General features: G+C 35.7%; 14 protein-coding genes. 5 read left to right on the forward strand and 9 right to left on the reverse strand.

The features are described 5' to 3' along the window. Positions 1 to 23: 23 nt before the first annotated feature. Together Q0X66_RS08430 and ubiE are read right to left on the reverse strand one after the other, a co-directional pair. The gene (locus tag Q0X66_RS08430) at positions 24 to 722 is read right to left on the reverse strand and encodes a porin family protein (RefSeq protein ID WP_297705228.1); all 699 of its coding nucleotides are present in this window, start codon (positions 720 to 722) and stop codon (positions 24 to 26) included. 4 nt (positions 723 to 726) lie between these two features. Further along, entirely contained in the window at positions 727 to 1,455 is a 729-nt protein-coding gene (ubiE, locus tag Q0X66_RS08435; RefSeq protein ID WP_297705231.1) for a bifunctional demethylmenaquinone methyltransferase/2-methoxy-6-polyprenyl-1,4-benzoquinol methylase UbiE, read from the reverse strand. A gap of 245 nt (positions 1,456 to 1,700) precedes the next feature. Here ubiE and trkA point away from each other — a divergent pair, with 245 nt between their 5' ends. Beyond that, complete coding sequence (gene trkA / locus Q0X66_RS08440) at positions 1,701 to 3,050, forward strand: Trk system potassium transporter TrkA (protein ID WP_297705233.1); 1,350 nt, start codon at positions 1,701 to 1,703, stop codon at positions 3,048 to 3,050. A gap of 35 nt (positions 3,051 to 3,085) precedes the next feature. Then, the gene (locus Q0X66_RS08445; RefSeq protein WP_297705235.1) at positions 3,086 to 4,543 is read left to right on the forward strand and encodes a potassium transporter TrkG; all 1,458 of its coding nucleotides are present in this window, start codon (positions 3,086 to 3,088) and stop codon (positions 4,541 to 4,543) included. Positions 4,544 to 4,577: 34 nt separating this feature from the next. On the opposite strand, the gene Q0X66_RS08450 is transcribed toward Q0X66_RS08445, so the two are convergent. After that, a complete protein-coding gene (locus Q0X66_RS08450; RefSeq protein ID WP_297705237.1) occupies positions 4,578 to 5,762 on the reverse strand; it encodes a pyridoxal phosphate-dependent aminotransferase in 1,185 nt (394 codons plus the stop codon). A 13-nt stretch (positions 5,763 to 5,775) separates the two neighbouring features. Next, the gene (locus Q0X66_RS08455) at positions 5,776 to 6,879 is read right to left on the reverse strand and encodes an acyl-CoA desaturase (RefSeq protein WP_297705239.1); all 1,104 of its coding nucleotides are present in this window, start codon (positions 6,877 to 6,879) and stop codon (positions 5,776 to 5,778) included. Positions 6,880 to 7,000: 121 nt separating this feature from the next. On the opposite strand from Q0X66_RS08455, the gene rsmG reads away from it, so the two are divergent. Further along, the gene (gene rsmG, locus Q0X66_RS08460; RefSeq protein WP_297705241.1) at positions 7,001 to 7,642 is read left to right on the forward strand and encodes a 16S rRNA (guanine(527)-N(7))-methyltransferase RsmG; all 642 of its coding nucleotides are present in this window, start codon (positions 7,001 to 7,003) and stop codon (positions 7,640 to 7,642) included. Between the two features lie 422 nt (positions 7,643 to 8,064). Here the strand turns inward: rsmG and Q0X66_RS08465 are convergent, their stop codons facing one another. The 5 genes from Q0X66_RS08465 to Q0X66_RS08485 form a co-directional block, all read right to left on the reverse strand. Further along, a complete protein-coding gene (locus tag Q0X66_RS08465) occupies positions 8,065 to 9,039 on the reverse strand; it encodes a transporter substrate-binding domain-containing protein (RefSeq protein ID WP_297705243.1) in 975 nt (324 codons plus the stop codon). A 185-nt stretch (positions 9,040 to 9,224) separates the two neighbouring features. Further along, on the reverse strand, positions 9,225 to 10,853 hold the full coding sequence (pruA, locus tag Q0X66_RS08470) for an L-glutamate gamma-semialdehyde dehydrogenase (RefSeq protein WP_297705245.1): 1,629 nt from the start codon (positions 10,851 to 10,853) through the stop codon (positions 9,225 to 9,227). An 85-nt stretch (positions 10,854 to 10,938) separates the two neighbouring features. Beyond that, on the reverse strand, positions 10,939 to 11,325 hold the full coding sequence (apaG, locus tag Q0X66_RS08475) for a Co2+/Mg2+ efflux protein ApaG (protein ID WP_026348611.1): 387 nt from the start codon (positions 11,323 to 11,325) through the stop codon (positions 10,939 to 10,941). Between the two features lie 499 nt (positions 11,326 to 11,824). Further along, entirely contained in the window at positions 11,825 to 12,433 is a 609-nt protein-coding gene (locus Q0X66_RS08480; protein WP_297705312.1) for an HD domain-containing protein, read from the reverse strand. A gap of 290 nt (positions 12,434 to 12,723) precedes the next feature. Further along, a complete protein-coding gene (locus Q0X66_RS08485; protein WP_297705314.1) occupies positions 12,724 to 13,968 on the reverse strand; it encodes a DUF5103 domain-containing protein in 1,245 nt (414 codons plus the stop codon). A 152-nt stretch (positions 13,969 to 14,120) separates the two neighbouring features. Between Q0X66_RS08485 and Q0X66_RS08490 the strand changes: the two genes are divergently transcribed. Both Q0X66_RS08490 and Q0X66_RS08495 read left to right on the forward strand, forming a co-directional pair. After that, positions 14,121 to 15,470, forward strand: a complete 1,350-nt coding sequence (locus Q0X66_RS08490; protein WP_297705317.1) for a Na(+)-translocating NADH-quinone reductase subunit A — start codon at positions 14,121 to 14,123, stop codon at positions 15,468 to 15,470. Between the two features lie 2 nt (positions 15,471 to 15,472). Beyond that, positions 15,473 to 16,747, forward strand: coding sequence for an NADH:ubiquinone reductase (Na(+)-transporting) subunit B (locus tag Q0X66_RS08495; RefSeq protein ID WP_297705319.1), 1,275 nt, complete (start codon positions 15,473 to 15,475; stop codon positions 16,745 to 16,747). Positions 16,748 to 16,749: the final 2 nt, after the last annotated feature.

The raw sequence follows: 16,749 nt of genomic DNA on the forward strand, positions 1-16,749 counted from the left end.
CAATACCCTTAATAAACTTGTACCTATTCAAAAGTAAAATTCACGAAAATCCCTCTGGTTTTCATGGCATCAATATTACCGGTCCATGGACTGTTCGGATCATTGTCAGGGACTAATTCATTGCTGAGTGCAAAGATCCCCCTTATAGAAGGTGAAAATTTAAAATATTCAGTGTAAAAATCAATACCAAATCCAATTTCCCAGTTATAGAGTGTTTTTGTCATTCGAAAAGTACCACTGCTATTATCGTCAAGACTATCCTCGTTACTGCCCAAATTTAACGAAGCTGATGCGCCACCAATAATATAGGGCTTCCAGTTGCCAAATCTTCGGGCACTTATTTTTAAAAGTAAAGGAAAATTGATATAGGTAGATTTCACATCTCTTAGTGCGTCATTTTCATCTGTAAATCCTTTAAAACCTAAAGTCCTTTTAGTGTAAAACAATCCGGGTTCAAAGCGAAGATCTAAAAATTCGTTAAGCCTCAATTCGCCAATCAGACCTACATTAAAGCCAATAGATTTTTCTACCAGGACATCATCCAGGTCATTCTTGTATTCAAATTTGAAGTCATATTGATTAAATCCGAGAAAATATCCCCAATTTAATAATGCTTTATCTTCATTTTCAAGATTTATGATCGGGTTTTCTTTAAATTGAGCATGTCCAGGACTAGTGGCCAGCACTAAGAAACCTATCAGAAAAACTAAGCTATATTTCATTCTTCTATTTTGTAGCTATATATATAGATGCCACGCCAAATGTCTGTGGCCTGTTCTCCATAGCTATAAACCCAATTTTCCCTAAAATATTGTTGAAGGCCTGGCCGTATGGAAAAACTGCAGCAGATTCGGAAAGATAGGTGTAAGCAGATCGGTCTTTGGAGAAAAGTCTACCAATTAAAGGAAGTATGTTTTTGGTATAAAACCAATACCCCTGCTTAAAGGGAGATTTGGCAGGTACGGAAGTCTCCAGGACTACGAAGGTGCCGGAAGGTTTTAAAACACGATATATTTCTGATAATCCTTTTTCAAGATTTTCAAAATTCCTAACCCCAAATGCCACGGTAACTGCATCGAAGCTGTCATCTTCAAAAGGAAGGTTTTCACTGTCTCCAACAATCATTTTAATAGTAGTATTCAAATCTTTATCTGCAACCTTCTTTTTACCCACCTCCAGCATTCCCTTAGAAATATCCAAACCTATTATTTGTTCTGCTCCTGTTTTAACCAAGTTAATAGCTAAATCTCCCGTTCCGGTTGCTATGTCCAGGATATTTTTTGGATTTTTCTTCTTTAAAATCTTTACTACCCTGTTTCGCCATTTAATATCTATGCCAAAAGAAATTACCCGATTAAGGCCGTCATAGCTACCGGAAATTGTATCAAACATTTGTGTGACCTGTTCTTTTTTACCAAGCGTTGACGTCTTATAAGGTTTTACTTTTTTGGGCATAAGGTAAATTTTCGGGCAAAGATAATATAAAGCCAGCTTCAAGAATGGGTGTTAATAGAGATAATCTTAATTGATTCTATGTACATTTTTGCAAGCCAAGTTAGTCATTAATCAAAATAAATTTGTGTAATTTTGCCATTGCAAACTTTGCAAATACAACGTACATGAGCTTCAATGGCTTATATTATATAAAAACAGCTCCTTTAAGCAACATTCGGACTCTTGATAATTAATAAAGACTAAAGATGAGAATTATTATTGCGGGGGCAGGTGAAGTAGGTTTTCATTTGGCAAAACTTTTATCATATGAATCCCAGAATATTACTTTGATTGATTCCAAAAAGGAAAGTTTAACCTACGCAGACAATCATTTAGACATAAAAGTACTAAAAGGTGATGCAACTTCAATTTCCGTTTTACGAGATGCGAAAGTTGAAAGTTCTGACCTTGTAATTGGTGTAACTTCATCCGAAACAACAAATATTACGCTCTGTTTATTAGCTAAACAAATGGGGTGTAAAAAAACGATTGCAAGAATTTCAAATATTGAATTCATCGATAATAAAGAGCTGATTAAATTTTCTGAATTGGGGATTGATGAGTTGATCTCGCCTGAAGAGCTGGCTGCCACAGAGATTCAGCTTTTACTAGATCAATCGGCTTTTTTCGACACTTACGAATTCGAGGCAGGGGCATTAATGATGGTTGGTGTTACCTTGCCTAAGGGCGCCCCGTTTATTGGCAAATCTGTCAAAGATGCAGCAACTATATTTCCTGGATTACATTTTATGCCTATTGCCATGCAACGTGTTGGAACCCAGTTTACACTTATCCCCAGAGGCGATACAGTTTTTAAGGACAAGGACAAGGTATATTTTGTAATTGATAAAGAAGGTGTAGATGACCTTTACAAGCTAACCGGTAAAAAGAAGGAAGAAATAAAAAATGTAATGATTTTAGGTGGTAGTAAAGTTGGTTTTAATGCAGCCCGTGATCTTTGTGCCAAAAAATTTAATGTAAAATTAATAGAAAAAAACAAAGAAAAGGCTTTTGATATATCTGATAGTCTGCCAAATGTGCTGGTAATAAATGGCGATGGCAGAAATTTGGAGTTATTGGAGGAAGAAAGCTTAGAATCTATGGATGCATTTATTGCGGTAACCGGAAATTCGGAAACTAATATTATGTCTTGTCTGATGGCAAGATCCAAGAATATCAAAAAAACGATCGCTCTGGTAGAAAACATGGACTACTTTCAACTTTCACAGTCCATTGGGGTTGATACCTTAATTAATAAGAAATTATTAGCTGCCAATAATATCTTTCGTTATGTAAGAAGGGGTGAGGTAGTAGCTCTGACGCGATTAAATAACCTAAACGCCGAAATCCTGGAATTTGAAGTAAAAGCTACCTCAAAGGTGAATGGTAAGATTATACGCGAATTAGAATTTCCAAGAGCGGCAATTATTGGAGGGATTGTAAGAGATGGAATAGGAAATATTGCCTTGGGAGATTTTAGGATTGAGGAAGGTGATAGGGTGGTAGTATGCTGTCTGCCAGATTCCATTTCAAAAATTGAAAGGCTCTTTATATAATGACAGGGTTAAATTATAGAATAATTATCCACCTTATGGGATCGCTGTTATTATTTAATGGCGGTTTTATGCTAATTGCTGCCTTGGTTAGTGGTGTTTATAATGATGGTGCTACTCTGGATATTACACTGGCGGCAATAATAACACTATTGTTGGGAATTCTGGCCATGTTTTATACCAGGGGTCATGATAAAGAAGTAAAAAAGAAAGAAGGTTATATAATAGTTACGCTTGGCTGGATTGTAATGTCTGCCTCTGGTGTAATGCCCTATGTTTTTTCCGGAGCTATTCCCAGTATTACAAATGCGTTTTTCGAAACTATTTCGGGATATACTACCACAGGTGCTTCAATTCTTGACGATATTGAATCTCTTCCAAAGGGAATACTGTTTTGGCGTAGTCTCACCCATTGGATAGGCGGAATGGGTATTATTGTTCTGGCCATTGCCATTCTTCCTTTATTGGGAATTGGGGGAATGCAATTATTTGCAGCTGAGGCGCCTGGACCAAGTGCCGATAAGTTGCATCCTAGGATTACCGACACGGCTAAAAGGCTTTGGTTAATTTATTTTGGATATACTGCCGCAGAAACTCTTTTGTTAAGTGTTGCAGGGATGTCATTTTTTGATGCAATAAACCATTCCATGGCTACCTTATCCACAGGTGGATTTTCCACCAAAAATGCTAGTCTGGCGTATTGGAACAACCAACCGCTTATCCAATATATTGTTATCTTCTTTATGTTCCTGGCAGGAATGAACTTTGTGTTGAGCTATTTTGCTTTTAAAGGTAAGATACAAAGAGTGCTAAGGGATGAAGAATTTAAGTTTTACGGCATTTTAATGATAATTTTCACCTTGGTAACTGCTTTGGTCATATATTTTATGGCCAATGTTGAAGTATCAAAATTCTACCCCATGCCATTTGGTGAAGTTGAAAGTTCTTTCAGACATGCATTATTTCAGATAGTTGCAGTTATTACAACAACAGGATTTGTCACGGCAGATTTTACCTCCTGGACACCGTTTTTAACTGTTTTCTTTTTCGGACTAATGTTTATGGGTGGCTCGGCAGGCTCCACAGCAGGGGGTATTAAAGTCATGAGACATATACTAATTATTAAGAATGGACTTTTGGAATTTAAAAGAACCTTACATCCAAATGCTATTATTCCTGTAAGATTCAATAATAAAACTGTAAGTGAGCATATTGTATATAACGTGATAGCATTCTTTGTGCTTTACATGTTGCTTTTTATAGCTGGTGCCCTTGTGCTTAGTCTTTTAGGCCTCGATTTTATTTCGGCAATCGGTGGTGCGGCATCCTCGCTGGGAAATGTTGGACCGGCATTTGGAGACCTTAACCCTGTAAGTAATTATAGTAGTTTACCGGCATTAGGAAAATGGTGGTGTGGTTTTCTTATGCTAGCCGGAAGGTTAGAGTTATTTACCGTGCTAATACTTTTTAATCCTTATTTCTGGAAAAGGATATGACCTTTCAGAAATGTAGATAAATTTAAATTTTCAGTTAGACAACAGCTTTTATTCTTCTAACAGCTTCTCTTAACTCATCTTCCGAAGCAGCATAGGAGATTCGTATGCAGTTTGGATTACCGAATGCTTCACCAGTAACGGTGGCCACGTTGGCGTTTTCTAACAGATATAAAGCAAAATCAGACGCAGTATTGATTGTCGTACCTTTTAGGGTTCTGCCAAAGAAACTTGAAATATCAGGAAAAACATAAAAAGCACCTTCCGGGACATTTAAATTAAATCCGTTTATTTCTCCTAAAAGCTGCAACAAGATATCCCGCCTTTTATGAAATTCATCAATCATGAATTGAATTTTACTTACCGGTGCATTTATGGCCTCAATGGTAGCACGTTGTGCAATAGCATTTGCACCACTGGTGATCTGGCCCTGGAATTTGGTACAGGCCTTTGCGATCCAATCGGGCGCTCCTATATAACCAATTCTCCATCCCGTCATAGCAAAGGCCTTAGAGACACCATTTACAGTAATGGTTCTGTCATACATCCCATCAATCGTAGCAATACTTTCATGTTTACCCCTGAAATTAATATGTTCGTAAATTTCATCGGATACAACCAGGATCTCCGGATAATTTTTCAAAATACTAGCAATACCTTCCAACTCCTCTTTACTATAAACAGATCCACTTGGATTACAGGGTGAACTAAACCAAATCATTTTTGTTTTTGGAGTGATGGCCGTTTCCAATTGCTCAGGTGTCATTTTAAAATCTGTTTCAATACTGGTTGGAACCTCAACCGGAACACCTTCTGCAAGTTTCACAATATCACTATAGCTTACCCAATAAGGAGCAGGTAAAATTACTTCATCACCCTTATTAAGTATAACCATTGCTACGTTGGCAAGTGACTGTTTTGCTCCTGTAGATACAACAATTTGGCTTAACCCGTAATCCAGGTTATTATCCCTTTTAAATTTATTAGATATGGCCTGTTTAAGATCTGCATACCCATCTACCGGGGAATAACTGCTATAATTCTCATCAATAGCTTTTTTTGCTGCATCCTTTATAAACTCAGGGATGTTGAAATCTGGTTCTCCCAAGCTTAGTCCAATGATATCTTTCCCCTGGGTTCTTAATTCTCTGGCTTTTGCGGCCATTGCTAAAGTGGCCGAAGTAGACATGTTTTTAATTCTATCGGATAAAAGGTTGCTCATTCTTGCGATAAATTTACTGGTACTGTAATGTAGGCTTTTTGCCTAATTCTTTTAAGTGTCTGAAATGCGAAATTATAGCTTTTCTTGTAGTTTTATACTCGTTATAAGGTAAATTAAATTCCTTAGCGGTCTGTTTAACAATTTTGGAGATTTTTGTGTAATGAACATGGCTGATATTTGGAAAGATATGATGCTCTACCTGATGATTTAACCCACCGGTAAACCAATTTACAATCTTATTTTTAGTTCCAAAGTTAACAGTTGTGAGTAATTGATGAATGGCCCATGTATTTTTCATTGTACCATCTTTTTCCGGTAAAGGTGTTTCTGCTTCATCTACAACATGCGCCAATTGAAAGACAACACTGAGAATTACACCAGCCACATAGTGCATAATAAAAAAGCCAATCAAAATTTTCCACCATGCTATATCTAAAATTAGCATAGGTAGAACTATCCATATAGTTATATAAATAATTTTAGCAGCTACCAAAACACTCCAGTTCAGGAAAGGGTTTGGAAACTTACCATAAGACAACTTGCGTTTAGTATAGCGGTACATTTGCATAAAATCTGTTGTTATTGCCCAATTAAAGGTCAACAATCCATAAAGGAATAAGGAATAATAATGTTGAAACTTATGAAACCTGTGCCATTTGGCATGTTCTGAAAAACGCAATATTCTTCCTGCTTCAAGATCTTCGTCGTGAGTATGAATATTAGTGTAAGTATGATGCAAAACGTTATGTTGGACCTGCCAGTTATAGACGTTTCCGGCCAGAATATAAATACTACTGCCCATTATTTTATTAACCCACTTTTTAGTTGAGTAGGAACCATGGTTTCCATCGTGCATTACATTCATACCCACGCCTGCCATTCCAACCCCCATGGTAATCGTTAATAATAAATTAGCCCAATTAGGTAAATTCAAAGTTAAAATTAAAAAATAAGGAGCTAAAAAAAGACAAAACATAATGGCCGTTTTAAAGTACAACTGCCAGTTTCCGGTTTTCTTTATTTTATTTTCCTTAAAATAATCATTAACTCTTTTGTTCAAGGTTTTAAAGAACTGTGCTGAATCTTTTCGAGAGAATTTAATCTTGGTTGAATCCATATGCAGAAATCATTTGTGTAAATATAACGTAATATCTTTCTTTTTAATACCCTTCCAATACGATAATTAAAAATGACGTTATGGTTGAATGTATTATTTTTACTAAAATGCAAAGGTACATATGCAAGCCGAAATAATATTCAAATATTTTCCCAATTTATCTGCAATACAGAAAGAGCAATTTTCACACCTTGAAGATTTATATAAAGACTGGAATGAAAAAATAAATGTAGTATCCAGAAAAGATATAGAGGAACTCTATCTACGTCATGTACTTCACTCCTTGGGCATAGCTAAAATTCAACCATTTAAAAAAGGGGCCTCTATTTTGGATGTTGGTACCGGGGGTGGTTTCCCGGGAATTCCTCTGTCAATACTTTTTCCTGAATCCCAATTTACATTGGTAGACGCAATTGGCAAGAAAATAAAAGTCGTTGAGGAAGTGGTTACCGGCCTTGAGTTAAAAAATGTCACCACCTACCACAGCAGGGTTGAGGACCTGGATGATCAGTTCGATTTTATTGTTAGCAGGGCGGTAGCAGCCATGCCTACTTTTGTTAGATGGGTTCAGGGCCGTATTAAGAAAAAATCTGTTCATGAACTTAAAAACGGTATCCTTTATTTAAAAGGAGGTGACTTATCTGAGGAATTAAAAGGCTATAGGAATGCACAGATATTTGAGTTGTCCAAATTCTTTAAAGAGGACTTTTTTAAGACCAAAAAAGTGGTCTATTTGCCAATGAAGTATAAAGGCAACAGTTAAAGCATCAACATCATATTAAAGGAGTATCTGCAATTTTCTGCGTAGGTTTTGACGTAGCTAACTAGTTTTTTCAAACTTAATTTTTTTGACTTTACATTGTCATTCGCTTTCATAATTTTGATTTAGAGTTTAGAACAGTCTAGCATATTAAATATAAATTTACAATTAATTAACGTTAAATTTACATAAAAATTGTAAATAAGTAAAATTGAAATCGATAAAACACTGAAAATCAGGTGTTAAATAAAAATTGGTTGTAAATTATAAATTCAGCGTAGAAACGAAAAAAAATGGATTTTTAAATTAAAAATCTAGTTTCATTCAGATTTGGTACTATTATCACAAAAGCATAAAATTTTGAAGTGAACTGTCTTTTCTTCAATAAAATTGAGGATGCTTAAGGAGTTATAACGCGGCTCACCTTAGAACTTTAATTTTAAACCGGAAGATGAAGAGTTATTCATATTGGCTGCCTTAATAATGTCAGTCTTATACTTAGCCGGAACAACCTGCCAACCATCATAAACTTCTCCGTTTATATAATACCTTTCCGTACCTTCGTTCATTGCGGTTTCAGTCATTAATTTATAGTAAGAAACAGGTGCATCTCTTCCTGCACTATCTCCATGCAAGACCAGTTCAAGAACACCATCACCGTCAACATCGGATTGTATCCAATTCAATTCCAATATTTTGTTATAAGTACCGTCAGACATCATTTTGTTAATATTGCCATTAAAGTCGTCAATTATTTTTTGAGCATTCGGCATATTCTTTAAAATGGCAAAATAAAGTGGTTGAACAATGAAGGCCTCTTTACCAATTTCAAGAAATCTCTTGATATCATTTAATTGGTAGGTTAGTAAATAGGATATGAGTAATTCATCCACAAGCATATAATCTGTCTTGAATGTTAGTAATTTCTCAAGATTTTCCTGATCACTTTTACCAGGAATAAGAACTACATCCAGATTAGTATACACTGAGGATCCATAAGCATATCCACTTATAATTGCAATTCGTTTATTTTTTAATTCACTTAGGGATATTGCACTTACATCACTGCCTTTTCTGCCAACCAAAATCAGGCGGTTTTCAAGATAGGGCTCTGAATAAAGCAAATAATTTTCCCGGTCTTGTGTTTTCCATAACGTTGGACTTCCCTGGTAGATACCGGAAATAATTCCTTCCATTACCGAATCAAAATCTGTAATATTCAATTCCATTTGAATACCTCCTCTTTCAAGTGCCTCCTTTACTAATTCGAGGGCAAAGCCTTTTTCCCCTTCTACATTTGAAAAAGGGGGCCATATATCAGAAGCTAATTTTATATTCTGATTCTGCGAATACATAAATAAACAGGGAATAGTGAGGAAAAGTAGTAGCAATTTTTTCATAGTTGTGCCTGGTTAATGGTAAAAAGTACCTTAAGATAAACCAACCAACCTTGAAAATGTGTTAAAAAAACAAACAAAAATTATTTCTAACAGATTTATAGAATATAGTATGTTTAGGCTCTGCAACTTTTCGGTATCAAAGCCTTATAAATTTCAAAAAACAAAGATTAATTGCCTTTTTGTTTTTAACCCAAAAACGGATAGCGATAATCTTCTGGAGTCACAAAAGTTTCTTTAATCAACCTAGGTGAAACCCATCGCAGCAAATTTTGAGCAGAACCTGCTTTATCATTTGTCCCTGAAGCCCTGGCACCACCAAAAGGCTGCTGCCCCACAACAGCCCCCGTGGGTTTGTCGTTTATATAAAAATTACCTGCGCAGTTCTGAAGTGCTTTTGTGGCTTCATTTATTGCATATCGGTCTTTCGCCAAAACAGCCCCGGTAAGTGCGTATTCAGAAGTAGTATCAACCAATTTTAAAGTTTTGGACCAATCCTTATCTTCATAGACATAAATAGTGACTACCGGTCCAAACAATTCGGTTTCCATAGTTGAATAATGAGGATCTGTGGTTAGTATTACTGTAGGTTCTATGAAATAACCCTGGGATTTATCATAATTACCACCAACAATTATACTAGCATCCTTATCTTTTTTAGCCTGATCGATATAGGAAGCTAATTTGTCAAATGATCCTTCATGAATTACAGCAGTAATAAAGTTGCTCATATTTTCAGGAGATCCGGGAGGATTGAATGATTCCACATCCTGCTTTACCAATTCCAAGATTTCGGTTGAAGTAGACTTTGGTAAATAAACACGCGAGGCAGCACTACACTTTTGGCCCTGGAATTCAAAGGCACCACGCACAATTGCGGTAGCTACCTGTTGAGGTTTTGCTGTTGGATGTGCAACTATAAAGTCTTTACCACCAGTTTCTCCAACAATTCTTGGATAGGTTTTATAGCGGTCAATATTATTCCCTATCTGTTTCCACAAAGATTTAAAAACATGGGTGCTACCTGTAAAATGAATTCCTGAAAAATCGGCACTGGCTAAAATGGTGTCTGTAATCATTACAGGATCACCGTAAACCACATTGATTACTCCATCCGGCAGTCCGGCTTCCTTAAAAACGTCAACAATTACTTTGGCCGAAAAAATTTGGCTATCACTCGGTTTCCATACTACAACATTACCCATCATAGCTGCACTTGCCGGAAGATTACCTGCAATTGCTGTAAAGTTAAAAGGAGTAATTGCATAGATAAAGCCCTCCAGAGGCCTGTATTCAACACGATTCCAGATGCCTTCAGATGATTCAGGTTGTTCTGCATATATCTGAGACATATAGGTTACATTAAACCTTAGGAAGTCGATCAATTCACAAGCGGCATCAATTTCTGCCTGATGTATGGTTTTTGATTGCGCTAACATAGTAGCTGCGTTAATTTTAGCCCTGTAGGGCCCGGCAATAAGATCTGCCGCTTTTAAGAAGATGCTGGCTCTTTGTTCCCATGGTATAGATGCCCAGGCGTCCCTGGATTTGAGTGCATTTTCTATGGCCAAACTAACATGACTTTTTTCGGCGAGATGATACTTGCCCAAAACGTGTTTATGATCATGCGGAGGTGACATCGTTCGGGTATTTGATGTTGTTATTTCATCACTTCCAATATATAAAGGAACTTCTAAACTTCCATCGAAGTATTCTTTATATTGCTTTAAAACCTCATCTCTTTCCGGAGTACCCGGAGCATAACTCTTTATTGGTTCATTAATAGCCAGCGGAACCTCAAAAAAACCTTTACCCATAATCACTTTTTGTTAGTTAAATTTTCACGTCAAAGGTACTAAAACCCGAAACGTTAATAAAATTTAAACAAGGTAAAAGGAATCATTAATTCAGCGCGAAGGGTGCACTGAATTTAAAAGAAGGAATGTAGACTCTGAACTTTTCATTAGTTGTGAAATTTACCATATTATAATGGCCTTTCATTGCCCCAATAGGAGATGCAAGCAGGCATCCGGAGCTGTAAGTGTGAGATTCTCCTGGTCTGATAACCGGTTTTTTTCCGATAACACCTTCACCGTCTAAAACTTCAAAATCATTTAAGGCATCGTATATTTGCCAATGCCTTGAGGTTAACTGTACAGAATCTTTGCTTTGATTTTCTATAGTAATTGTATAACCAAAAGCAAAATGCATTTTATAGTTTTTAAAGAAAGTGCCTTCAAAACTGGTATTCACTGAAATTTTTATGCCTTTGGTTACTTGTGTAATCATCTTTTTCATGCTAATAAATAACGGTATTTCTCAATATGAGTAGCATAACCGTTATATCTGCTAAAATAAAAAAAATCACATTAAGCCGGCTTGATTTAACAATAGTTTTAAATATAAGCTTAATGCAAAGATTTTCTTAAATCATTTTACGAGTAGGGAGAAAAACCAAATTTTTAACAATTCTCCCAAGATAAAAGATAGAACTCTAAGAAAACTTAGATGCCCAAGATAGATAATAGGAACTTATTATGAAAACTTCAGATTAAATTATCGGTGTATGTATATTTTTTTCTGATGTATTTCTGCCTTATATGCCCTTAAATATAGGTAATTGAAGGATTTCTTTGAATAATAAAGATCCATATTATGATTCAAACCGGAAGGAAGATAATATCGGAAATTATAAAGGAATCTTAAAAAGGATGAAATACCCAACTTTATATTAAAAGAATTCGTTGTAAAGTTTACTAATCTTTATTACAAGTGTTAATATAAAATATCATTTAAAGTTCGCAGCTAATCTAAGAGTTTTGAGTTCCTTTATCTTTTCAGATTTTAATTTCTCACGATTCTTTTTAGCAAAATCTGTATGAAATTTGTGATTTTCCAAAAACCTAATTTGCAGGTCTAACCACTCAATTCTATTAGAAACAACTTCGAAATGTAAATATTCGTCGAATAGTTTAGCGCTAATGTCATTATAGTCTTTTCTTCCCAGATAGTCCAAATCGGCATCCGCCAAAACTTCTTCATAAAAAGTCTTTGGTTCCTGAGGTACTTTTGTGGCCCTTATCATTCCATTTACTATTGCTACTTCCTCGCTGCTAAGAATAGGAGTTAAAAATGGTTGAATTTCAACAATGCTGCCTTCTTCATGATCTAAAGGAGATACTACAAAACCATAATCATGGCAGATTGCAGCAATTCGAATAAGCCCCGCCATTTCTTTGGGAATATCATAAAACTCAATATATTCGTTACATACGTTGGCCACATCTATAATATGATCTATAGAATGGTAAGTAAGATAATCGGGGAGTTTTTCTTTTAACTGCTCAATAATCTCAAAACATATTTTTGGATATGAATTTTTGTTGCGAAGAATCATATATCCCAATCCTCAGAATTATAAGTGTATAGAATTAAACCCAATGTTATTAATATTATTGTAATAAGTCTATATTTATATTAGTAAATATTAATATATAACCCAATTAAATAATTAAAAAACAACACCTTACAAAAATATTTCTAAGAGTGTAAGTAGGATCCAGAAATTAAATTGTAACCATTTATTTTACTTTCACAAAAATTATTTTTTAACTGTTACGAGTTATTCATATTCAGAATAGTTTTGAGCTAATCAATCACACATTTTCTATGATCAATGAAAAGTGTTTAGTTGGTAATGTTTTCAGAATTTGTTGAACCTATTCCAATTATTCCATCATATAAATCACCGAAATTTCTGTAATAAACCAGAATTAAATAATTGTTTTCTGTAAAATTAAAGTTTCCACTTACTTTGCCCAGGTCAATTTTACCATCCTCACTCTTAAGGACATATTTATAATTGTAAAATCCCTGCTTAATTTTTATTACCGCCTCCATATTTCCTGTTTTGGAATTGTAAGTCATTTTGTTCTCTTCAACAAGAGCATAGTTGTTGTATTTACCATAAACGTAGACCTCATTTAACCCAATATCCTCCGTATAAGGAAGGCTGAAATGAATTATGGTATATTCTGATTCTATTGATGGGTTTTCACCTTGTAATGTACGAATTACAAAATCGCCATTAATATCCGGAAAATAGGTGTAGGCCTTATCATATCTATAGTTGTCCGTAAAAAGATAGTGATTGTAAAGTTCTTTATATTCAATACGAGAAATAGAAGCAGTAGGTGCTCGTAAATCACTGGTGTCAAAGTTGAGGAATTCATTCCCTCCAAAAAAACTGGTTTCAACATCATATTTATATACCAGCGAATTGCCCAAGGTAAATTGCGGAGGTACATTTGTAATAGCGTTAGTCCATTGATAATTTTGAATTATAGCTATTTTTACTTCTTTTACCGGATTCACAAGTTGAAGACTGTACGGGGTAATTGTAAATTGTACAGATTGTTTTTGATTTAAAAAATCAAAATTTCTGGAATTCCTGGTCGTGGCTCCAACTTGGGCTAAATCTCTGTAAACTACAAATCGTCTTGAAAATTGAAGTTCGTAACTAGAATTATAAATTTCTAGTACATAATTACCGCTAACTTTTAAACTCACGGCTTTATTGGGAATGGTCAAGCGATAATTGGAATAGGCCTGCAGAGTACTGAAACTGTTAGTGTAATTAATAATCCTTTGGTTATCTGCACCTCTAAGGTATTGCGATTTTAGTAAATCAGATGGCGTCCAATCATAATCACAATAAACAATTTTATAATAATAGTCTTGTTCGCTTGCGGTCAAATCATCAAACTCGAGATAAATTGGATCTCCCAATTTGATAACAGGAAACTGATCTTCTGTTGGTCCCTTAAAAATAATAGTCTTTATATTTTCAGGCGGGTTAACCTCTTCCTGAATCTGCGAATATAATTGGGTAGTAAGGAAAAAGAAGAATAGCTGTTTAAGAAATAAACGCATTTTTAGCCTGTTTTGGAGATAAAGGTAAACAAAATGCATGCCCAAAAAAGTCATATCGTTGTAATGCCCAAAATTATAGTTAATAATTATGAAAACAGTGTCATAAGTACTATTTTTGGTCGAAATTTTGTTAAACTAAATGTTTACAATTTATGTCTAAAGACATTAGGATCAAGAAAGGCTTAAATATTAATCTTATCGGTGCTGCCGAACAAAATACATCTAAAGCAGTTTTAAGTAATGTTTACGCCATCAATCTCCTGGATTTTCATGGAATAATGCCCAAAATGATAGTTAAGCAAGGGGCAGAGGTAAAGGCAGGTGAACCATTGTTTTATAGTAAAGATAACCAGGACATCCTTTTCACTTCTCCAGTAAGTGGAGAATTAATCGAGATAACTCGAGGAGCTCGCAGAAAAATTCTGACCATAAAAATTCTTGCCGATAAGACTCAGGAATATGTTGAGCATTCCAAAATGCGACCAGGTGCTAATTCGGAAGAAATCAAGTCTCTGCTTCTTAAATCCGGGTGCTGGCCTTTTATCAGACAGCGTCCTTATGATCATGTTGCAGATCCTACAGCTACTCCCAAGGCAATTTTCATATCAGCCTATGTTACCGCACCATTGGCTGCAGATTTGGATTATACACTAAACGGAAAAGAAGAAGAACTACAAGCGGCATTAACCGCTCTTGGAAAACTTACCCCTGGTAAGGTTCATGTTTCTGTAGGGAAAGGATCAAATTCTCCTTTTTCTAAACTCGAAAATATAGAATTACACAAAGTATCCGGACCCCATCCAGCTGGATTGGTGGGAACTCAAATAAATAAATTGGATCCAATAAATAAAGGTGAAATAGTTTGGACCGTTTCCCCTCATGATCTTGTAATAATTGGTGAGTTACTTTTAACTGGTAGATTTAATGCCCAGCGTACTATTGCCCTTGCTGGTTCTACCGTAAAATCTCCAAAATATTTTTCAGCAAAAATAGGTGCAGAGATTGCTACGTTTTTATATGCCAGTGGCGTTAAAGATGAAAGATTTCGTGTGATTAATGGAGATGTACTTACTGGCAAGAAAACAAGCCCGGATGGTTTTCTCGGTTTTTATAACAATACAGTAAGTGTTATTCCTGAGGGAGATGATTACGAATTTTTTGGTTGGAACAAACCGGTATTTGATAAATTATCTGCTACAAGAGCGCTAACATTTTCATGGTTGCAGCCCAACAAGAAATATGATCTTGATACAAATACAAATGGAGAACACAGGGCATTTGTAGTTACAGGTATGTATGAGGAAGTATTCCCCTTAGACATTTATCCACTTCAGCTATTAAAGGCATGTATGGTTAAAGATTTGGATGAAATGGAACAACTGGGTTTGTATGAGGTTATTCCTGAGGACTTTTCATTGACTGAATTTATTTGTATTTCCAAACAACCACATCAACAGATAATTCGTGAAGGGCTGGATTTACTACATCAAGAAATAGGATAAAGATGAGCAATAAACGATTGACCTTTAAGAAAAGATTACATATTCTAAAGCATAGATATAGGGGTAAAAAAATGGCACCTGCCTTTAATGCCTTCCATACATTTTTGTTTGCTCCGGATGAAACCACACATAATGGTTCTCATGTAAGAGCTGCGGACGATTTAAAGCGGACGATGAATACGGTTATTATGGCGCTGATTCCTGTGTTGTTGTTTTCATTTTTTAACACTGGTTATCAACACTATTCTGCCATCAACGGTTTTCCTGATAACTTTTCGCTTATGGAACATTTTCTGACCTGGGATAATTTTTGGTTAGGATTTGTGCAGGTTATGCCCCTGGTTATTGTCTCATATGGTGTGGGATTGTTGATAGAATTCATTTTTGCAGTAATAAAAGGACATGAAGTAGAAGAAGGTTATCTTGTTACTGGAATGTTGGTTCCATTAATAGTTCCGATCGATACACCTCTCTGGATGTTGGCCGTTTCAGTCGTTTTTGGTGTGATCATTGGTAAAGAAGTTTTCGGGGGTACAGGAATGAATATTCTAAACCCTGCTCTTACCATAAGGGCTTTTTTGTTTTTTGCCTACCCCACCTGGATGAGCGGAGATAAAGTATGGGTGCACGGTGCGGTTGAACGTGCAGGGACAGCCGATGCTATTTCAGGAGAAACTATCCTGGGTTATCTGGCTCAGAATAATGCCAGTGAATATGCTTATTCCGTATCCGATATGTTTTTTGGATTTATTCCCGGTTCAGTAGGTGAGACATCTGCCTTTTTAATATTACTTGGTGGTCTTTTTCTGGTTTTCAGTAAAATAGCCAGCTGGAGAATCATGGTAAGTGCAGTTGCTGGTGCTCTGGTTATGGGCCTTATCTTTAATGGAGTAGTGGATGCAGGTTGGATAGGAGAAGGAAGTACTTTTTATGGATTGATGAGCTTTGATTTTTGGAAACACCTGATAGTAGGTGGCCTTGCATTTGGGATAGTTTATATGGCTACAGATCCGGTAACCGGATCGCAAACCAATAAGGGCAAATGGATTTACGGTTTCCTGATCGGATTTATCTCGGTAATGATACGTGTGTTTAACCCTGCTTATCCTGAGGGTGTATTCCTGGCAATTCTCTTAATGAATGTTTTTGCACCAACTATTGATCACTATGTAGTTAAGGGTAATATCAGGCGTAGGATGAAGCGTTTGAAGCAGGCAACAATTTTTCCAAAAAGCACGGATGGGAAAGCAAAGGAACTTAAGGCAGAAACAATATAGTT

Source organism: uncultured Eudoraea sp. (genome assembly GCF_947260015.1).
Classification (GTDB): Bacteria; Bacteroidota; Bacteroidia; order Flavobacteriales; family Flavobacteriaceae; genus Eudoraea.